The sequence below is a fragment of the Saccharopolyspora sp. NPDC002578 genome (assembly GCF_053592695.1).
The window spans coordinates 14,025-34,546 of sequence record NZ_JBSFWJ010000070.1 but is presented as its reverse complement, the minus strand read 5'-3'; the positions used below and the strand labels follow the sequence as shown (position 1 = coordinate 34,546).

Below are 20,522 nucleotides of genomic sequence, written 5' to 3'. Positions count from 1 at the left end.
GCGGGTTCTCAGCGGATTCCTCGCGAGGACAGCTTTTTCCCTCGTGGCGGAGCCACTCGGGAAAAAACTGCCACACCGGCCAGGGGCGCAACGAGGAAGCCGCTGAGGTTCCGCTGAACGACCAGCTACTCAAGCCAAGACCAAACAGGCGCTCAGCCGCGGGACAGCCGCAGGACCGTGCCCTCGCCTCCGGCCGCGAGCAGCAGGGAGCCGTCCGGGGCGGCGGTGATCCCGGCGAAGGCGCGCGGCTGGCCGGGAATTCCGGGCGCCGTCACGGGAACGCGCTCGGTCGGCTTGCTCCCCGGTGGCGGCCCGACCGGGAGTTCTTCGGCCTCGACCCGGTGTTCGCCGGTGCCCGGGTCGATCGCCAAGAGCCTGCGCCGCCCCGCCTCGACCACGAACAGCTCACCGTCGCGCCACGTGATCCCCTGGGGTTCGGCGAGGCCGTCGGCGACAAGGTCCGCGCCGTCATCGGAGAGTCGCCGCACCTGACCGGCGCGCTGATCGCTCACGTAGCACTCGCCCGCCGCGCCGACCGCCACGTCCACCGGCCCGTCGAGCCCGTCGGCGAGCACGGTCACCACGTCGTCCCGGTCGATCGAGGACACCCGCCCCGCCCCGGTCTCGGCGACCACGAGCGCACCGTCCGCGCCGACCGCGACCCCGCCCGGTTCGGCGAGCCCGGTGGCGCGCACCCGCACGGTGGCCGCCGCCGGGTCGTAGGTGCGGACGTCGCCGAACTGGGAGGTGAGGTGCAGCAGCTCGCCGTCGGCGACCACGCCGTGCGCGAAACCGCCCAACTCCGAGATGAGCATCCCGCCCGCCTCGCCGCCCAGCTCGCCGGTGGCGGTGCCGAGGCGGAAGTGGTCGGTGGCGTACCAGCGGCCCCGCTCGTCGGCGGTGACGTCGAACGGGCCGCTGAAGCCGCGCGGGACGATCGGGCGGGGCCGGTCGTCGAAGTCGATCCGGGTCAGGCCGCCGCTGGCGAAGCTGGAGACCAGCATCCGGTTCTCGTCGTCGAACGCGGCGTTGTCCAGGCCCGCGATGCCGGTCGTCGTGAGGGAGCGCGACCCGCTCCCGTCGAACCGGGTCACGATGCCCTCGACCCCGCGGGAGACGACGACCAGCTCGCCACCCCGGTCGAAGCGCACCGCGACCGGCTGGTGCACCTGCTCGGCGACCAGCTCCGGCGTGCCGCCCTCCGGGGAGATCCGCCAGACCTCGCCGGTCATCATGTGCGGGTAGTACAGCAGCCCGTCCGGGCCGAGCTGCATCGCGTTGCCCATCGCGAGCCCGTCGGTGAGCACCGCTGGCGCTCCGCCTCCGGGGAAGAGCTCGAAGACGCGGCCGTCCTGGTACATCTCGTTGACGAACAGCCGATCGCCGACGCAGGTGATCCCGTTCGGGCAGCGCAGGCCCTCGGCCACGACGCTGAACTCGCCCGCCGGGGTGCGCCGCCACACCAGGCCGGGGTTGAGGTCGGTGATGTACATCGAGCCGTCCGCGCCGAAGGCCAGGTCGTCCGGCGAGCGCACCGGGCCGTCCAGCGGGACGACGACCTCGACGTCCCCGGATTCGACGTCGACGGCGCTGATCTGCCCGGCGAGGTACTGCGCGACGTGCAGCCTGCCGTCCGGGCCGAAGGCCACGCCGTTGGACCCCCACAGCGCGTTCGGCGGGTTCTCCCGCCGGACGTCCCACCGCAGGCTGATGATCTGCTCCGCGCCGAACCGGCTCACCGCTCGTCCCCTTCCACCAGCACGTCGGTCATGCCGGTCTCCGCGCGCCACGTTCGCAGCAGCCGGTAGAACTCGACCGGCCCGCCGCCGTAGGACTCGCTGCGCTGACGCGGTTTGCCCTCGTTGTTGTAGTAGCTCGGAGTGCACTGCTCGAAGAACTCCTTGCTGTACTGCTCCTTCTCGCGGATCGTGGCCACCCACGCGGCCTCCGCCTGCTCGCTGGGCTCGACGTAGCGGGCACCGCGGTCGCGGGCGGCGGCGATCACCTCCGCCACGTGCACGGACTGCTCGTCGAGCACGTGCGCGAAGTTCACCGACGTCGCGTTCTGCGAAGCGCCGAGCCGGAAGTAGTTGGGGAAGCCGTGGCTGTAGAACCCGTGCAGCGTCTTGAGCCCGGTGCTCCAGTGCTCGGCGAGGCTGCGGCCGTCGCGCCCGCGCACGGTGCGCGCCGCCGCCGCGACCGGGCCGGCCCCGAGGTCGAACCCGGTGGCGAACACGATGCAGTCCACTTCGTACTCGACGCCGCCGGAGACCAGGCCGCGCTCGGTGATCCGCTCCACGCCCGCTCCCCCGGTGTCGACCAGGGTCACGTTGGGGCGGTTGAACGTGGGCAGGTAGGTGTCGCTGAACGTGGGCCGCTTGCACATGCGGCGGTACCAGGGCTTGAGCGCTTCGGCGGTCGCCGGGTCCTCGACGACGTCCTCCACCCGCGAGCGGATCGAGTTCATCTTCGCGAAGTCGGCCAGTTCCGCCAGCAGCTCGCCGTCGGTCTCCGCCTCGGGGATCGCGTTGTCCCCGCTGGGCATGATGGCGCGCAGCGTCTGCACGCTGTCGGTCCAGCGGTCTCCCACCAGGTCTTGCTCGGCGTGGCCGCCGGTGACCAGGGTCAGGAAGTTCTCCCGCCGCTCGCGCTGCCATCCCGGGGTCAGCGTCGCCGCCCACTCCCGGTCCGTCGGCCGGTTGCCGCGTTCGTCCACTGAGGACGGAGTCCGCTGGAACACGTAGAGGTGCGCGGCGTCCTGGCCCAGGTGCGGGACGCACTGGATGGCCGTCGCACCGGTGCCGATCACCGCGACGCGCTTGTCGGCGAGCTTGTGCATGCCGCCGTTCGCGTCCCCGCCGGTGTAGTCGTAGTCCCACCGGCTGGTGTGGAAGGTGTGCCCGCGGAACGTCTCGATGCCGGGCAGGCCGGGCAGCTTCGGCCTGCTGAACGGCCCGCTGGAGACCACGACGTAGCGCGCGGTCATCACGTCGCCGCGATCGGTGCGCACGGTCCACCGGGTGGCGGACTCGTCCCACTCGACGTCGGTGACCTCGGTCTGGAAGCAGGCGTTGGCGTAGAGCCCGAAGTGGTGCCCGATGGCCTGCGCGTGGCCCCGGATCTCCGAACCCGGCGAGTACTTCCAATCCGGCAGCGAACCGAGTTCTTCCAGCAGCGGCAGGTAGATGTAGGATTCGATGTCGCAGTGCACGCCCGGATACCGGTTCCAGTACCAGGTTCCGCCGAAGTCACCTGCCTTCTCCACGACGCGGACGTCGCTGAACCCGCGCTCGACGAGCCTCGCCGCGGCTGTCAGGCCGCCGAACCCGCCGCCGACCACGAGCACCTCGACGTGGTCGTGCAGCGGTTCGCGGTCGAATCCCGGCTCCACGTGGGGATCGTCGGCGTAGTACCCGAACTCGCCGGTCGTCGCCTGGTACTGCTCCGACCCGTCAGGCCGCAGCCGCCGGTCCCGCTCGGCGCGGTAGCGCGCCCGCAGCGCGTCCGGGTCGAACCCCAGCACCGCCGGATCGAGCGCCGCGCGCCGGGACTCCTCAGTAGCGGACATGTACTCCCCTTTCGCTTCTTGATGGCCTGTTGCTCGTTCTGCTCTGGTGGTCGGGTGGCGGAACCTCAGTTGCTTCCTCGCTGCGGGATCTTTTTCCCGACTGGCTCCGCCACGAGGGAAAAAGCCGTCCTCGCGAGGAAGCAACTGAGAACCCGCGGCGGTGCCGGTTGCACTGGTGGTCACTGCTCAGCGGCTTCGCCACTGACAAGACAACGATCAAGGACGCTGCTCACCTGGAATGTCGGGTTCCTGCCTTGAAGGCTCATCAGGCTGTTTCCTCGCGGCCGGGGAGGAAGGCTGCGACGCCGAAGGCGAGCAGGGAGGACGCCGCCCCGATGGCCAGCACGACCTGGAAACCGCTCAGGGCGGGCACCGCCGCGCCGCCGACCTGGATGGTGAGGTTCGCCAGCACCACGCCCGCGGTCGCGCTGGAGACCGAGGTGCCGATGGAGCGCATCAACGTGTTGAGGCTGTTCGCGGCGGCCGTCTCCGACACCGGTACGGCGCCCATCACCAGCGCGGGCATCGCGCCGTAGGCGAGCCCGATGCCGGCGGCGATGATGCAGGAGATGACCATGAGCTGCCAGATCGCCGACATCATCACCAGCCCCAGCCCGTAGCCGGACGCGACCACGAGCGCCCCGGCCATCAACGTCACCTTCGGCCCGCGAGTGCGGGAGATCCACGCGGAGACCGGGGACATCGCCATCATGACCAGCCCGTTGGGGGCCATCACCAGGCCCGCGGCGAGGATGGTCTGCCCGAGCCCGTAGCCCGTTTCGGCGGGCAGCTGCAGCAGTTGCGGGATGACCAGCGACATCGCGAACATCGCGAACCCGAACACCACGGACGCGAGGTTCGTCAGCAGCACCTGGCGGCGCGCGGTGGTGCGCAGGTCGACCAGCGGTTGCCGGGCGCGCAGTTCCCACCAGCCCCACACCAGCAGCGTCGCGAGGCCCGCGAGCACCAGTCCCGAGGTCATCCCGCTGGTCCAGCCCCACTCGGCCCCCTTCGACAGGGCCAGCAGCAGGCACAGCAGCGCGATGGACAGGCCGATGGCCCCCGGCAGGTCGAACCGCCCGCCGGTGCGCACCGCGGACTCCGGCACGAGGACCTTCACGAGCACGGCGGCGCCGAGGCCGAGCGCACCCGCGGCCCAGAACAGCATGTGCCAGTCCGACTTCTCGGCAATGAACGCGGCGGCGGGCAGGCCGAGCGCGCCGCCGACGCCGAGGGAGGCGCTCATCAGCGCGGTCGCGCCGCCGAGCCGTTCGGCGGGCAGTTCGTCGCGCATGATGCTGATGCCGAGCGGGATCACGCCCGCCGCCAGCCCTTGCAGGAGCCGTCCGATCACCATCGGCGTCAAGCTGTGGGCGAGCGCGCAGAGCACGGAGCCCGCCACCATCGTCACGAGGCTGATCAGCAGCATCCGCCGCTTGCCGTACATGTCGCCGAGCCTGCCGACGGTGGGCGTGGCGACGGCGGCGGCCAGCAGGGTGGCGGTGATCGCCCACGCGGTGTTCGCGGCGCTCGCGCCCAGCAGCTTGGGCAGCGTCGGCACGAGCGGCACGACCAGGGTCTGCATCAGCGACACCGTGATGCCGCCGAAGGCCAGCACCGGAACGATCACGTTGGGACGTGGGTTCCCCGGCCGGTCCGCGTGCCGCGGCGCGCTGAGGGCGTGGGTCATCGGGTGGAGCTCCTGTCATCGGGACGGGTGCCATCGCGGAGCGGGGCGCGGAAGCGGCGCCTCCGCACCGGGAGGCGCCTTCGTGCCGAGCGCTCCGACACCCCGGCACGATAGTTAAGGCAGTCGCTTGACTGACGATAGCAGCTGCGGTTAACTGGCTCCAAGCTCGATCTCACGAGGAGGCGCACGGTGACTCGACCCGACGAACGGGTGCTGGACTACCCGATTCCGGCCCCGGACGCGCTGGGCCCGCCCGCCGAGTGGGCGCAACTGCGCGATCGGTGCCCCGTCTCCCGGGCGAAGCTGCCCAGCGGCGACGAGGTCTCGCTGCTGACCCGCTACGCCGACGTCAAGACCGTGCTCTCGGACCCGAGGTTCGGGCGCAAGCTCGACGAACCCGACGCGGCCCGCATCTCCGACACCGATTCCGGCGGGCTGTTCAACAGCGAGATGTCCTCCGCCCTGCCGCAGGGCGGCGAAGCGCACCAGCGCTGGCGGCGGCTGCTCAACAGGTGGTTCACCGCCAAGCGGATGGCGGCGTTGCGCCCCGAGATCGAGGCGATGGCCGAACGGCTCGTCGACGACATGGTCGCCGGTGGCGCGCCCGCCGACCTCAAGGCCGCCTTCGGCTTCCCCCTCCCGGTCTGGGTCATCTGCGACATGCTCGGCGTGCCCACCGCCGACCGCGACCGGTTCTCCCGCTGGTCGGACATGTTCCTGAACCTCACGCGGTACTCCGAGCAGGAGTTCAAGACCGCCGAGACCGACTTCTTCGCCTACATGGCCGAGCACATCGCCGCGAAGAAGGCGCAGCCCGGCGAGGACCTGCTCAGCGAGCTGATCACCGCCACCGACGCCGAGGGCGAGCGGATGCCCGACCGCGCCTTGGCCGCCACCGGGCTCGGACTGCTGATCGCGGGGCACGAGACCACGGCGAACATGATCGGGAAGATGGTGGCGATGCTGCTGTCCGACCGCTCGCGCTGGGAGCGGCTGCTCGCCGACCGGTCGCTGATCCGCTCCGCCGTCGAGGAAGCGCTGCGGTTCGACGCCAACTCCGGGCTCGGCATGGTCCGCTACCTCTACGAGGACGTCGAGATCGCCGGAACCGCACTGCCGCGCGGCACCACCGTCATGTGCAGCATGGCGTCGGCGAACCGCGACGACGCCGCGTTCGACGGCGCCGACGACATGGACCTGACCCGCACCCCGAACCCGCACCTGGCGTTCGGCACCGGCGCGCACTCGTGCCTGGGCCAGTCGCTGGCCCGCACCGAACTCCAGGTCGCGCTGGAGGTCCTGCTGCGCAGGCTCCCCACCTTGGAACTCGCCGTGCCCGCGGACGAACTGCGCCGCCTGGAGGGACTCGTCGTCGGCGGGCTCAGCGAAGTCCCGGTGCGGTGGTGACGGTGAGCGCGGCGAGGGCCAAGCAGGTGAGCGCGACTCGGGAGCTGATCCTGTCGGCCGCCGAGCGGCTGTTCGCCGAGCACGGGGTCGCCGCGGTGTCCAACCGCCAGGTCAGCGAGGCCGCCGGGCAGGGCAACAACACCGCGGTCGGCTACCACTTCGGCACGAAGGCCGAGCTGGTCGCCGCCATCGTCCGCAAGCACCACGAGCAGATCGAGCACCTGCGCGCCCGGATGGTCGCCGACGCCCGCGGATCGCGGGACGTGCGGGACTGGGTGGCGTGCACCGTGCTGCCGCACGCGCGGCACCTGGCCGATCTCGGCATCCCGACCTGGTTCGGCCGGTTCGGCGCGCAGGCGATGACCGACCCGGCCTACCGCGAGATCATGGCGCGGGAATCGCTGAACTCGCCGTCCTTGGCGGAGGCCGCCGCCGAGCTCAACCGCTGCCTCCCGGAGCTGCCGCAGGAGGTGCGGGAGGAGCGCCGCGACATGACGCGCCAGCTGATGGTGCACGTCGTGGCCGAGCGCGAACGCGCCCTGGCCGAGGGCGGAACCACGCCCCGCGAATCCTGGGAACACGCCGCGACCGGTCTGATCGACGCGATCACCGGGCTCTGGCTGGCTCCCATCACCACGCGTCCGTGACGCACCGCCGTCGCGAACGACCCGAACACCACATCCCAGCGAGAACAGGAGTGCGCCATGAAGGTGACCGTCGATGAGGACAAGTGCTGCGGCGCCGGGACCTGCGTGATGGTCGCGCCCGACGTGTTCGACCAGCGCGAGGACGACGGCGTCGTGGTGCTGCTCGACGTCCAGCCCACCGCCGACCTGCACGAGAGCGTGCGCGAGGCCGCGAACATGTGCCCGGCGGCGGCCATCGCCCTCGACGAGCAGTCGTGAGCGCTGCCGGTTCCGTTCTTGTGGTCGGCGCTTCGGCCGCCGGTCTGGCCACCGCGGAGGCGCTGCGCCGGGGCGGTCACGCGGGCCCGGTGACGGTGCTCGGCGCCGAGCGGCACCTGCCCTACGACCGCCCGCCGCTGTCGAAGAAGGTCCTGGCCGGCGAGTGGGAGCCGGACCGCGTGCGGCTGCGGCAGGATTCCGCGCTGGCCGCGCTGGACGCCGAGTTCGTGCTCGGGGACGCGGCGGTCGGCTTCGACGCCGCCACCCGCACCGCGCGCACCGCCTCGGGGCGCGAGCTCAGCGCCGACGCGGTCGTGCTGGCCACCGGCGTGCGCCCGCGGACGCTGCCCGGCGCGGACGGGCTCGACGGCGTCCACGTGCTGCGCACCCTGGAGGACTCGGTGGCGCTGCGGGCGGACCTGGCCGCGGCCTCCCGGCTCGTGGTGGTCGGCGAAGGCGTGCTCGGCGCCGAGATCGCCGCGACCGCCCGGACGATGGGCTTGGACGTGACGATGGTCGGGCCGCAGCCCGCACCGATGGCCGGTCTGCTCGGCCCGCTGGTCAGCGGCAGGCTCGCCGCGCTGCACTCCGGGCGCGGCGTCGACCTGCGGCTCGGCACCGGCGTCGACGGCGTCACCGGCGAGCACCGCGTGACCGGCGTGCGCCTGGACACCGGCGAAGTGCTGCCCGCCGAGGTGGTCGTCGTCGCCATCGGAGCCGTCCCGGAGACCGGATGGCTCGCGGGCAGCGGCCTCGAACTCGACGACGGCGTGGTCTGCGACTCGCGGTGCCGCGCCGCGCCCGGCGTGTACGCCGTCGGCGACGTGGCCCGGTGGTGGGACGAGCGGCTGGGCGCGCAGGTGCGCCTGGAGAACCGCACCCACGCCACCGAGCAGGCGGGCGTGGTGGCCGCGAACGTCCTCGGCGCGGACCGGGCCTACTCGCCGATCCCCTACTTCTGGACCGACCAGCACGACGTCAAGATCCAGGTGCACGGCACGCTGCCGCCGGACGCCGAAGTGTCCGTTGTGGACGGTGATCTCGACGGCGGCCGGTTCGTGGCGCGCTACCGCCACGATGGCCGCACCACCGGCGTGCTCGGCTGGAACATGGCCAAGCAGACCAGGATCCGCCGCCAGGAGATCATCGACGACTCCCCCGCCCCCGCCGCGCAGCGCTGAGGAGTCCCTGCGTGGGACGGGCGGCTCCGCGTCGCGCGGTGGCCCGTCGTGGCGGCTCCACCGGTGGCGAGGCGTCTCGGAAATCGCCTCGGGCGCGGGCGTGCCGGTGATCCGTTCCGGCAGGTAGACCACTACCATTCGGCGGGTGACCACCTACGACGATCTTGACCCGTTCGAGCACCTGGACGCCTCCTCGCTGCCGCTGCGCCAGCAGCGGATCCTGGCGACGATCCGGGACCAGGTGGTCCGCGACGGGTATTCGCCCAGCACCAAGCAGATCGGCGAGGCCGTCGGCCTGCGGTCCTCCTCCTCGGTGTCCAAGCACCTCGCGAGCCTGGAGGAGAAGGGCTTCCTGCGGCGCGGCGACACGGTGTCCCGGCCCATCGACGTGCGCGCGTTCCTGCGCGGCTCCGCGGGCGAGCGCTCGGACGAGGATTCGGTGACGGTGCCCGTGGTCGGCGACATCGCCGCCGGGACGCCCATCGCGGCCGACGAGCACGTGGACGACACGCTCCGGCTGCCCCGCGAGTTCGCCGGGCGCGGCACCGTGTTCGCGCTGCGCGTGCGCGGCGACTCCATGATCGACGCGGCGATCTGCGACGGCGACACCGTGATCGTGCGCCAGCAGCAGGAGGCGCACTCCGGGCAGATCGTCGCCGCCCTGCTCGACGACGAGGCCACGGTGAAGGTCTACCGCCGCCGCAACGGCCACGTCCACCTCGAACCGCGCAACCCCGCCTACGAGGTCATCGACGGCGACCACGCCACCATCCTCGGCACCGTGATCTCAGTACTCCGCAGCGTCTGATCCCCTCCGTGAGCAACCAGGCTTGAGCAGCTGGTCAGGCAGCGGAACCTCAGCGGCTTCGCTGCGGGATCGATTTCTCATGTAGGTCCCTACACAGCGAAATCGCTGTCCTCGCGAGGAAGCCGCTGAGAACCCGGCGGTGGTCGGCTTGCTCAAGCCGGTCACCGCTCAGCGGCTCCGCCGCTGACAAGACAACGACCACCGACTGCTCACCCGGAAAGACAAGAGCGAAGACAGTCACCCCACACCGCCGCTCTCACAACGAGCAGTGATCCTTTTCCTGTCAGCGGCGAAGCCGCTGAGCAGTGACCACCCTCGCAACCGGCACCGCCGCGGGTTCTCAGCGGGATTCTCGCGAGGACAGCTTTTTCCCTCGTGGCGGAGCCACTTGGGAAAAAGATCCCGCAGCGAGAATCCCGCTGAGGTTCCGCCACCCGACCCCTACGCCAAGCAACCACGAGACAGGAAGGCTCTAGCGGTTTCGGGAGAGTAGCCAGGTGAAGTACGGGGCTCCGATCAGGGCCGTCATCAGGCCCGCCGGGAGCTGGTCCGGGGCGATGACGGTGCGTCCCAGGGTGTCGGCCGCGCACACCAGGATGCCGCCGAGCAGCGCGGCCACCGGGAGCACGCGGGAGTGCCGCCTGCCCACGATCGCGCGCGCCGCGTGCGGAGCGACGAGCCCGACGAACGCGAGCACTCCCACTCCTGCCACGGCGGTGCCGGTGAGCAGGACCGCGCACGCGAGCAGCAGCAGCCGCGCCTTCGGCACCGGCACGCCCAGCACGCGCGGCGTCTCGTCGTCCACCGACAGGAGGTCCAGTTCGCCGCGGGCCCGGATCAGGACCGGGATGAGCACCAGCATCGCCAGCGCCATCGGCACCAGGTGCTCGTAGGTCCGTCCGTACGTCGAGCCGCCCAGCCAGGTCAGCGCCTTCGTCTCGTTCCACGGGTCGGACAGCGTGATCAGCAACGTCACCAGCGCCTGGGTGCCCGCTTGCGCTCCGAAGCCGATCAGCACCAGGCGCTGCCCCGCGAAACCGCCCTTCGCCGCCATCGCGAACACCACGGCGGTCGCCACGGCGGCGCCGACGCCCGCTCCGCTCGCCTGGATCCAGAAGCCCGCTCCGGACCACAGCGTGATCACGGTGACCGCGCCGACGCCCGCTCCGCCGGCGACGCCGATGATGCCCGGGTCGGCCAGCGGGTTGCGCGCCACCGCTTGGATCACCGCACCGGCCAGCGCCAGCGCGGCTCCGGCCAGCAATGCGGCGACGACGCGCGGCACCCGGTTCGCCATCACGCCGGTGACCATCGGCCCGGCCTGTCCGGTCACCCAGTTCGCCAGGTCGCCCAGCAGCAGCAAGGTGTCGCCGAGCAGCACCGATCCCGTCACCACCCCGGCTGTCGCGAGCACCAGCCCACCGACGACGAGCCGGTGGCGCAGGACGGTGACCCCGCCGCGGACACCGGCGGCGGGCGGTTCCGCCGAGGTGGTGGTGACGCGGATGTTGCGGCACAGCACCATCAGGAAGACCGCGCCGAGCAGGGTCGTGGCGACACCGGTGGGGACCTCCAGGGCTCCTTGCGCTCCGATCATGGCGCGCAGCAGCACGTCCGCCGCCAGCAGCAGCACCACGCCGGTCGCCCCGGCGATCGGGATCAGCGCCGCGTGCCGGTGCAGGCCGGGCACCTGGTTCGCCAGCAGCCGCACCAGCGCGGGCGCGGCCAGCCCGATGAAGCCGACCGGGCCCGCCAGGGTCACCGCCGACGCCGCCAGCAGCACCGCCAGCGCGATCGAGGCGAACCGGATCCGCCCCACGTGGACGCCGAGGCTTCGCGCGTGGTCATCGCCCAGGTGGACCAGGTCGAGCCGCCGGGCGATCGCGAGCAGCGCCACGACCGCGACGCCGATCACCGGCGCCAGCGTCCGCACCCCGTCGAGCCCGGTCTGTCCCAGCGATCCGGACCCCCACGCGAACAGCCCGCGGGTCTCCTGGTCGAACAGCAGCAGCAGAATCCGCGTCAGCGACATCATCGCGAACGCGGTCGCGGTGCCCGCCAGCACCAGCCGCACGATGCCGGTGCCGCCGAGCCCGGACAGCGAGATCACCAGCAGCGCCGCGCCCAGCCCTCCGGCGAACGCGATGCCCGTCGTCCCCAGCAGCGGCAGCGAGGCGCCGAAGGCGGCGACGGCGACGATCGCCAGGTGCGCCCCGGCGTCCACGGCGAGCGTGTCCGGGGACGCCATCACGTTGCGCGCCACCGATTGCAGCACCGAGCCCGCCACGCCCAGCGACGTCCCCACCAGCAGCGCCGTCAGCAGTCGCGGCAGCCTGGACTCGACGACGACCGCCGCAGCCGCGTCGGTGCCGCCGCCGAACATCCAGCGCAGCACGCCGACGACGTCCACCGAGGCGGTCCCCTGGGTGAGGTGCACCGCGGAGCCCAGCACGACGAGCGCGCCCAGCACGAGCACCAGGAGCACCAGCCGCGCGCTCCGGCGCACCGGTGCGGCCGGAGCGGCGGGCGGTCGGATCAGGGTCTTACCACCGTTCACCGCGCGGTTACGCCTTCAGCGCGGCGACGGCGGCGTCGACGTACTGCGCCATGGAGCGGGGGCCGCCGAACATCCACAGCGAGTCGGGGAAGCGGTGCACCTCGCCGCCGCGCACGAACGGCAGGCCCTCCCAGATCGCGTTGCCCTTCAGCTCGTCCGCGTACGGGTCGCTCTGGGCGCTGGCCCCGTACCAGAACCGCACGTCGGGCAGCGCGGTCAAGCCCTCCACGTCGGCCCGCGCGAGCCCGTAGGCCGGGTCGCCCGCCATCGGCCACGCGTTGCGCAGGCCGATGCGTTCGAACACGTCGGACACCAGCGAGCCCTTGGCGAACGGCCGGATGCTCACCGCACCCGAGGTCACGTAGGCGTCGGAGAACGCGACCTGCTCGCCGAGCGCACCCGCCCGTTCCACGGCGGCGCGTCCTTCGGCGATCTTCGCGTCGAACTCGGACCGCAGCTGCGCCGCCTGGTCCTCGGTGCCGGTGGCCTCGGCGATCATGTCCACGTTCCGGAACATGGAGCCGATGGAGTCCTTCGCGTCGCCGCCCTTGATGACGATCACCGGCGCCACCTGCTCGACCTGCTCCAGCGCGCCTTCGGTCAGGCTGTCGGTGACGACGACCAGGTCCAGGTCCAGCGAGCTCAGCGCGTCGATGCTCGGCTCGCCCCGAGTGCCGATGTCGGTGGAGGTCCCGTCCAGCGGAGCCGCGCTCACCCACTCACCATAACCATCCACATCGGACACTCCGACGGGCGTCACGCCGAGCGACACGAGTGCCTCGGTGCCGTTCCACTCGGTGGCCGCGACCCGTCGGGCCGGTCCGTCGAGCGTGACCTCCTTGCCGCGGGAGTCGACGATCGTGATCGGCTCGCCGCCGTTCGCGGGCGCGTCGGCGCCACCTGCCTGCTCGGTGGTGCCGCAGCCTGCCGCGAACAGCGCGACGACCGCGGACAACCCGATGATCACACGGGTGCTGCGCATGTCTCTCCTGCCTGGGGAGTGGTGACCGGCGACGCCGATCAAGCCGATGGGATGCGGACGCCGGAGGAGTTGAACCGGCCGACGGCGCGGGTGCGGATGCGCCCGTCCGCCGGGTCGGTCTCCACGTCCACCTGGATGCCGTAGGCGCGGGTGAGGTGCGCCGAGGTGAGCACGTCGCGCGGGGCGCCTTCCGCGGTGACGCTGCCGTCTTCGAGCAGCAGCAGCTGATCGGCGATGGCGGCGGCCTGGTCGAGGTCGTGCAGCACGACTCCGACGCCGACGCCGTGCTGATCGGCGAGGTCGCGGATCACGTCGAGGATCTCCACCTGGTAGCGCAGGTCGAGGAAGGTGGTCGGCTCGTCGAGCAGCAGAAGTTCGGTGTCCTGCGCCAGGCAGCTCGCCAGCCACACCCGCTGCGCCTGCCCACCGGAGAGGGCCTGCACCGGCCGGTCGGCGATCGCGGTGAGCCCGGTCAGCGCCATCGCCCGTTCCACGGCGGCGGGGCCTTCCGGGTCGCGCCCGCCCCAGCGGGACCGGTGGGGGTGGCGCCCGAATTCGACGAGTTCGCGCACGCTCAGCCCGCCCGGCGCCGTCCGCTGCTGCGACAGCAGCGTGATCCGGCGGGCGAGCTCTTTGCCGGACAGCGCCCGCAGTTCGGCGCCGTCGGCGAAGGCGACCTCGCCCGCGACCGGCGGGTGCAGCCTGGCGAGGGCGCGCAGCAAGGTCGACTTCCCGCTGCCGTTCGGCCCGATCAACGCGGTGACCGCACCCGCGTCGAGCGAGATCGACGCCGCGCGCACCACGACGTCCCGCCCGTAGGCGACGTCGATCTCACGGGCGCGCACCCCGGCAGCGGACGGCGAAGAAGTCAAAGGCACAGCCGTACACTAAAGACAGCCTTACCTAACCCACAAGAGTGTCAACCAGCACAATCCCGACAACCACCCCCAGCAACCCCCCGATCACCACCCGCCCCCAAGCAAACCCCCACCCCCAAACAACCCCGCGAACCCCGAAAACAGCACACCCCCACAAGCCGAAACCAGCCCCCACGGCCCGCCCGTTCTACGACGAAACCATGCGTTGGGCCCAAAGACCGTGCTTTTGCGGCGTAGCCGTGCCTTGGGCTGCGAAGCAAGCCTGCATTGCGGCGAAGCCGTGCCTGTATGTGCGAAGCACATAGCCCACGTCCAAAAGGTGACCACCGGCGGGTTCTCAGCGGGCTTCTCGCGAGGACGGCTTTTCCCTCGTGGCGGAGCCACTTGGGAAAAGATCCCGCAGCGAGAAGCCCGCTGAGAACCCGCCACCCGACCACCCGAGCAAAACGAGCCGTCAAACCCCCCGATAAGACTCGTGGCCGTGGCCTCCTCTGTGGGGGTGGAAATCGGCTACTTCGGCGGGGTGGACGACGAAGGGGCGCATCATGCCTTCGTCTTCGTGGTCGAGGATGTGGCAGTGGTACATGAACTGGCCGGTCGATTCGCCGAAGCGGCCGAGCACGCTGACCCATTCGCCGGCGGCGACGGCGATGGTGTCCTTCCGGCCGCGTTCGTGCTGTTCCAGCGGGATGTCGGTGAATCCGGCGGCGGGTGTGGTGGTGCCGCCGAGCGCCACGTCGAAGTCCGGGGTGAAGCCGCGGCGGGCGGCGACTTGGAACTGCACCAGGTGGATGTGCATGGGGTGCGCCGGGCCGCCGAAGTGGATGAAGTTCCACTCCACGGTGCTGTCGTGCTTGACGAAGATGCTCACGGTGTCGTCGAACAGCGACGCGACCTGTTGGAACGTCCTGGTCCGCCCGGTGCGCGGGTCGGTGACCTGGATGAGGTTCTCCGCGGGCAGCGGGGGGATGTCGCCGTCGAGCTCCCGCAGTTCCCACATCTGCGGGTGCGCCATGCCCGCCGTGCCGGGTGGCACCAGGGCGATCCACACCTGGTCGTGCTCGTCGGGCACGTGCGCGAGCCGGAGCGGTTCGGCGGGCAGCGACTCGGGCAGGCGGGTCGCACCGCGGTCGGGGCGGCCGCGCACCCGGAACTGCACGATGTCGGGTTCGAGGGCGGCGTTCGGCTCGGTGTTGGTCAGCCGCAGCGCACGTCCGCGGAAGTCGTCCCGGCCGAAGTCGATGGCGAGGTCGACGCGTTCCGCCGGTGCCAGCACCAGCCCTGCTTCGGGAAGCGGGACCGGGCGGGGCAGCAGCCCGCCGTCGGTGCCGATCACGCGCACGGCGTCGTTCTCGGAGCCGCCGTCCTCGTTGATGAGGTTCAGCCGGTAGAACCGGGCGTTGGAGGTGTTCGCCAGCCGGAACCGGTAGGTGTCCCGGTCGACGTCCAGGTGCGGCCAGATGACGCCGTTGACGAGGGTGAACGGCCCGATGAACGGCACCAGTGCGGTGCCGATCGCGTCGACCTTGAACAGCAGTTGCCCGGTCAGGTCGCCGTCGGTGTCCGTGTCGAGGTTGCGGTCGCAGATCAGCAGCGGGATGTCGTGGTCGTCGGGCAGCCCGAGCGCTCGTTCGCGTTCGTCGCGGATCCGGTACGCGCCGAACAGTCCTGCGTGGACGTTCCAGCGGGTGATGGCCATGCCGTGGTCGTGGTACCAGAGGCTCGCGGCGGGTTGCCGGTTCGGGTATTCGGCGAGCTGGGAATGGCCGCGCAGCACGGCGTTGTGCGCCCAGCCGTCGCTGCCGCCGTTCGCGTCGGCGCCGTGCAGGTGCGTGACCAGCCAGGCGGGCACGTCCGGGACGCCTTCGATGTGGGCGGCGCCGTCGGCTGGGCTCCCGTCCGCGTTGCGCGGATAGCCGGGATTGTTCGACGACAGCTCGGCGGGCGGGGTTCCGGCGGGCGCCAGCGGCACCCGGACCGCGACGAGCGGCATGGTGCCGGTGACGTCGTTGGTCCAGGACACCCGCAGCCGCTGGTTCCGCTCGACTTCGATGGTGGGCCCGGGGAAGTGCCCGTCGTAGGCCCACAGCACGGTTTCCGGAAGTTGACCGTGCAGCCGGCGCCGGGTCGTGACGGCGCGCACTTCCAGTTCGGCGCCGCGTCCGCGCGGGCGCCGCACGGGCGGCACCGGGAGCGGGTCCAGGAACTTCGTCAGGCCGAACGTCGGCCCGCCGTCCACCCGTTCGGCCACCGCGGGCCGTGCCGACAATTCCGCCATGCGCTGGTCCCCCACTTCGCGCTTCGAGAATCCCCAGCGCACGACCCGAAAACGTGTTCTCGGCCGGGCGTGCGGTGACGCGACCGCCGCGCGCAACCCCCTGCGGCGACGGCTCCCGTCCTGCTGGGCGGACGGCCGAGAGCACGCCCACCGAGGCTCCAGTGGACAGCCGAATTCGCCGATCGCACAAGGGATTCGGCGCATCGATCACCCGCCCGCGCCATCACGATCACTCGAACGGGAGTCGATCACGCGGACGCCCGGACCGAAGCGACTGCACTCGGACTCCTCGAACGCGAGGGGAAAACCACAGCACCGCAACGAGATCATCTCCGGTCGGCTCGCGACGGCGGAGCCGGGCTCACGCCCCGCTAGCGCCCCGGAGAGGGGCCTCAACGCCCGAAGCACTCCAAAACGTCCGATCAGAGCGATCTTTTGCTCGTTGTCCTGTCCGCGGCGAAGCCGCTGAGCAGTGACCAGCTTGAGCAAGAAGACCCCCCGCGGGTTCTCAGCTGCTTCCTCGCGAGGACGGCTTTTCCCTCGTGGCGGAGCCACTTGGGAGAAAGATCCCCCAGCGAGAATCCCGCTGAGGTTCCGCCACCCAACCCCTACGCAGGCCATTCCGAAAGGACCCCCAAAACGGCTTCAGTGACCTCGTCCGTTTTCGCGTTTCCGCCTACGTCTGGTGTGAGGACGCCCGCGGCGGCCGTGGCCTCGATGGCGGCGTTGAGCCGGGCCGCCTCGGCTTGCAGCCCGAAGTGGTCGAGCATGAGGGCCGCGCTCCCGATGGCGCCCGCCGGATTCGCCAGGCCCCGGCCGGCGATGTCCGGCGCGGAACCGTGCACCGGCTCGAACATCGACGGGAACCGGCGGTCCGGGTTGAGGTTCGCGCTGGCCGCGAGCCCCAGGCTGCCCGCCAGGGCGGAACCGAGGTCGGACAGGATGTCGGCGTTGAGGTTCGAGGCCACCACGACCGACAGGTCCTCGGGCTTGAGCACGAACTTGGCCGCCATCGCGTCGACCAGCACGCTCTCGGTCTCGACGTCGGGGTAGTCCCGCGCGACGCGGGTGAAGGTCTCGTCCCACAGCACCATGCCGAACTGCTGGGCGTTGCTCTTGGTCACCGAGGACACCTTCTTGCGCGGGCGCTCGCGCGCCAGGTCGAAGGCGAACCGGATGATGCGCTCGCAGCCGCGTTCGGTGAACAGCGCGGTCTGCAGCGCGACCTCGTTGCCCTCGCCCCGGCCGGAGAGGTTCCGCCCGCCGAGGCCCGCGTACTCGCCTTCGCTGTTCTCCCGGACCACGACCCAGTCCAGGTCGGCGTCGTCGGCCTTGCGCAACGGGGAGGTGATGCCGGGGTGGAAGTGGACCGGCCGGATGTTGGCCCACTGGTCGAAGTTCTGGCAGATCTTCAGCCGCAGCCCCCACAGGCTGATGTGGTCCGGGACCGACGGCCAGCCGACGGCGCCGAAGTAGATCGCGTCGAAGTCGCGGAGGACGTCGAGGCCGTCCTCGGCCATCATCCGGCCGGTGCGGGTGTAGTACTCGCAGCTCCAGGGGAATTCGGTCCAGTCGAAGGCGAACGTCCCGCCGGAGGCCGCCGCCATCGCGTCGAGGACGGTGCGCCCGGCGGCCACGACCTCGGCGCCCACGCCGTCGGCGGGGATGGCGGCGATCTTGTAGGTGGTCGGTGCTGACATCGATGCGGCTCCCGTGTCGGTGGTCCGTGCCGCGTCGAGTCAAGCCCGCCGGTGCGCGGACCGTCCAACACGCGTTCGCGATCCGACTCATAGGCACCGCCTATCCGGGCTCGCCGGAGGCCAGGTAGTCCACGGGCCGGTGTTCCCGCGCCACGGCGCGGAACGCGCTCGCGGCCGGGGTCAGCGGGGCCGCGCGGCCGACCAGCGACACGCGCAGCTGCGCCGGGTGGTCGATGCGGGCGATCCGGGCACCCGCCCGGCGCGCCAGCGGCACCCACCCCGCGGGCAGCACCGCCGAGCCGACGCCCTGCAGCACCAGCGGCAGCACCGACGTCCGGTGCGCGACCTCCGCGGCGATGCGCACGTCCACTCCGGCGGCGAGCACGTCGTCGACGATCCGGCGCATCAGGCTGCCCGGCGGCGAGGCGATCAGCCGCACGCCGGCGAGGTCGGCGGGGCGGACCGGCTCGTCCGCGGGCAGGTCGAGGCCGGTGTCGCCGACCAGGTAGAACTCCTGCGCCTCCAGTTCCCGCACCTCCACGCCGGGTGGGTTCGGCACCTCGGGCGCTCCGATCAGCCCGAGCTCGCAGGAGCCGTTCTTGATCTGCTGAACCACCTCGTCCGGGGTGAACGCGGCCTCCGCCCCGACGGTGACGCCGGGGTGGCGCTCGCAGAACGCGCGGGTCAGCGCGCCCAGCGGTTCCACCCCGGGCGAGGGCATCGTGGCGATCTCGACCCGGCCCCGCAGCAGGCCCTTCACCGAGTCCACCGCCGAACGGGCCGACCGCAGGTCGCGCAGGACCTGGCGGGCCGGACCCACGAGCTCGGAACCCGCGTCGCTGAGGACCACGCCGCGCCCCACCCGGTGGAACAGCGGCACGCCGAGCTCCCGCTCCAAGCCCGCGATCCCTTGCGACAGCGAGGGTTGCGCCAGGTGCAGCGCCTCCGCCGCCCGGCCGAACCCGCCGTGGTCGACCACCGCCAGGAAGTACTCCAGCCGCCGGGCGTCCATCGGCGCGACCTCCAGCCGGGCGCCCGTACCCCCAGGTGACGGGCGTTTCATCGGAAGAACCTATGAGTCGGTTAGCAACATACTCTTGGACGCCGCCGCTCCCGCCGGGTCACCGTGGTGCCCACGTTTCCCGGGATCAAGGAGGATTCATGGGCGGGGTGCCGCAAGACGGCGACGGCAGGCCGAAGCGCAAGCGCTGGTACCGGCAGCTGTACGTGCAGGTGCTCGTCGCCATCGCCGTCGGGATCCTCGTCGGCTGGCGGTGGCCCGACCTCGGCGAGGCGATGGAGCCCATCGGCAGCACCTTCATCACGGCGATGAAGATGCTCATCGGGCCGATCGTCTTCCTCACGATCATCGGCGGCATCGCGAACGTCGCCGATCTCAAGAAGGTCGGCGTCACCGGTCTGAAGGCCCTCACCTACTTCCAGATCGGCACCATCGCGGCGATGACCATGGGTCTCGTGGCGATGAACCTCTTCCGCTTGGGCGAGGGCGTGCACGCCGATCCCGCGACGATGCGGACCTCCGGGTCGGCCCAGCAGTACGTGGAGCAGGGCGAGGCGCGGCACTGGTGGGAGATGTTCACCCAGCTCGTCCCGGAGAGCTTCTTCGGCGCGTTCGTCGAGGGCGACATCCTGCAGATCATCTTCCTCGCGGTGCTGTTCGGGATCGCGATCAAGGCGGTCGGCGCCGTCGGCGAACCGCTCATCGCGGGCGTCAACCGCTGCACCGCGGTCGTGTTCGCGGTGCTGGGCTTCGTCATGAAGGCCGCGCCGCTCGGCGCGTTCGGCGCGATGGCCTACGCGGTGGGCGCGTTCGGGCTGTCCACGTTGAGCAGCCTCGGCTCGTTGATCGTCCTGTTCTACGCGACGTCGATCGTGTTCGTCGTGGTCGTGCTCGGCGGGTTCCTCGCCGCCTACGTCCGGCTCAACATCTTCCAGCTGCTGCGCTACCTCAAGGAGGAGTTCTTCCTCGTCCTCGGCACCTCCACCGCCGAACCCGCGCTGCCGGGGCTGATGCGCAAGATGACGTTCCTGGGCGCCGATCGCGCCACGGTCGGGCTGGTCGTGCCGACCGGGTACAGCTTCAACCTCGACGGCGCCGCGATCTACCTGTCGCTGGCGACCCTCTACATCGCCCAGGCCACCGACACCCCGCTGAGCGTCGGCCAGCAGCTGGGACTGCTCGCGGTCATGCTGCTCACCTCCAAGGGAGCGGCGGGCGTCGCCGGGGGCGGTTTCATCGCGCTGACCGCGACGCTGTCCACCCTCGGCACCGTGCCCGCAGCGGGCATCATGCTGATCTTCGGCATCGACAAGTTCATGTCCGAGTGCCGTGCGCTGGTGAACTTCTACGGCAACGCGGTGGCGACGCTGGCCATCGCGAAGTGGGACGGCGACCTCGACCTCGCCCGGGCCCGCCGGGTCCTGGCCGACCGCTCCTCCGCCGACCGCGCGGTCGCCGCCGACGAGTCCGCGACGTCCGATTCGACCGGCCCGGAAGTGGGGAAACCCGCCCCCGAGGCGACCGCGTCCTGAACCTCGACGGAAGTT

At 71.4% G+C, this 20,522-nt stretch carries 15 protein-coding genes; 6 read left to right on the top strand and 9 right to left on the bottom strand.

All coding sequences use genetic code 11. From position 1 onward, the window contains the following. Positions 1–152: 152 nt before the first annotated feature. From ACWD38_RS25070 to ACWD38_RS25060, 3 genes are all read right to left on the bottom strand, one after another. The gene (locus ACWD38_RS25070) at positions 153–1,739 is read right to left on the bottom strand and encodes a hypothetical protein (RefSeq protein WP_450125032.1); all 1,587 of its coding nucleotides are present in this window, start codon (positions 1,737–1,739) and stop codon (positions 153–155) included. Then, positions 1,736–3,568: a flavin-containing monooxygenase gene (locus ACWD38_RS25065; RefSeq protein ID WP_184478749.1), complete on the bottom strand. Its 1,833-nt coding sequence runs from the start codon at positions 3,566–3,568 to the stop codon at positions 1,736–1,738. The genes ACWD38_RS25070 and ACWD38_RS25065 overlap by 4 nt, the downstream gene beginning before the upstream one ends. Before the next feature lie 265 nt (positions 3,569–3,833). Continuing rightward, the gene (locus ACWD38_RS25060; protein ID WP_450125031.1) at positions 3,834–5,258 is read right to left on the bottom strand and encodes an MFS transporter; all 1,425 of its coding nucleotides are present in this window, start codon (positions 5,256–5,258) and stop codon (positions 3,834–3,836) included. Positions 5,259–5,447: 189 nt separating this feature from the next. Between ACWD38_RS25060 and ACWD38_RS25055 the strand changes: the two genes are divergently transcribed. The 5 genes from ACWD38_RS25055 (at position 5,448) to lexA (ending at position 9,559) form a co-directional block, all read left to right on the top strand. Beyond that, positions 5,448–6,665: a cytochrome P450 gene (locus tag ACWD38_RS25055; protein ID WP_184478747.1), complete on the top strand. Its 1,218-nt coding sequence runs from the start codon at positions 5,448–5,450 to the stop codon at positions 6,663–6,665. Continuing rightward, positions 6,662–7,312, top strand: a complete 651-nt coding sequence (locus ACWD38_RS25050; RefSeq protein ID WP_184478746.1) for a TetR family transcriptional regulator — start codon at positions 6,662–6,664, stop codon at positions 7,310–7,312. Before ACWD38_RS25055 ends, ACWD38_RS25050 begins: the two co-directional genes overlap by 4 nt. A 57-nt stretch (positions 7,313–7,369) precedes the next feature. After that, positions 7,370–7,570: a ferredoxin gene (locus ACWD38_RS25045; RefSeq protein WP_184478745.1), complete on the top strand. Its 201-nt coding sequence runs from the start codon at positions 7,370–7,372 to the stop codon at positions 7,568–7,570. Continuing rightward, positions 7,567–8,751: an NAD(P)/FAD-dependent oxidoreductase gene (locus ACWD38_RS25040; RefSeq protein WP_343071327.1), complete on the top strand. Its 1,185-nt coding sequence runs from the start codon at positions 7,567–7,569 to the stop codon at positions 8,749–8,751. The genes ACWD38_RS25045 and ACWD38_RS25040 overlap by 4 nt, the downstream gene beginning before the upstream one ends. A 145-nt stretch (positions 8,752–8,896) precedes the next feature. After that, complete coding sequence (gene lexA, locus ACWD38_RS25035; protein WP_184478744.1) at positions 8,897–9,559, top strand: transcriptional repressor LexA; 663 nt, start codon at positions 8,897–8,899, stop codon at positions 9,557–9,559. Positions 9,560–10,031: 472 nt separating this feature from the next. Here the strand turns inward: lexA and ACWD38_RS25030 are convergent, their stop codons facing one another. From ACWD38_RS25030 to ACWD38_RS25005, 6 genes are all read right to left on the bottom strand, one after another. Continuing rightward, on the bottom strand, positions 10,032–12,116 hold the full coding sequence (locus ACWD38_RS25030; protein ID WP_450125030.1) for an iron ABC transporter permease: 2,085 nt from the start codon (positions 12,114–12,116) through the stop codon (positions 10,032–10,034). A gap of 7 nt (positions 12,117–12,123) precedes the next feature. Continuing rightward, positions 12,124–13,098: an ABC transporter substrate-binding protein gene (locus tag ACWD38_RS25025; protein WP_450125029.1), complete on the bottom strand. Its 975-nt coding sequence runs from the start codon at positions 13,096–13,098 to the stop codon at positions 12,124–12,126. Positions 13,099–13,136: 38 nt separating this feature from the next. Continuing rightward, positions 13,137–13,976, bottom strand: a complete 840-nt coding sequence (locus ACWD38_RS25020) for an ABC transporter ATP-binding protein (RefSeq protein ID WP_450125028.1) — start codon at positions 13,974–13,976, stop codon at positions 13,137–13,139. 454 nt (positions 13,977–14,430) lie between these two features. Then, positions 14,431–16,254: a multicopper oxidase family protein gene (locus ACWD38_RS25015; RefSeq protein WP_184478741.1), complete on the bottom strand. Its 1,824-nt coding sequence runs from the start codon at positions 16,252–16,254 to the stop codon at positions 14,431–14,433. A gap of 608 nt (positions 16,255–16,862) precedes the next feature. Then, positions 16,863–17,954 carry a tartrate dehydrogenase gene (locus ACWD38_RS25010; protein ID WP_184478740.1) on the bottom strand — a complete coding sequence of 364 codons (1,092 nt, stop codon included), beginning with the start codon at positions 17,952–17,954 and terminating at the stop codon, positions 16,863–16,865. Positions 17,955–18,054: 100 nt separating this feature from the next. Further along, entirely contained in the window at positions 18,055–19,017 is a 963-nt protein-coding gene (locus ACWD38_RS25005) for a LysR family transcriptional regulator (protein ID WP_246456734.1), read from the bottom strand. A 98-nt stretch (positions 19,018–19,115) separates the two neighbouring features. Here ACWD38_RS25005 and dctA point away from each other — a divergent pair, with 98 nt between their 5' ends. Continuing rightward, on the top strand, positions 19,116–20,507 hold the full coding sequence (gene dctA, locus ACWD38_RS25000) for a C4-dicarboxylate transporter DctA (protein WP_450125027.1): 1,392 nt from the start codon (positions 19,116–19,118) through the stop codon (positions 20,505–20,507). The last annotated feature ends 15 nt before the right edge of the window (positions 20,508–20,522 follow it).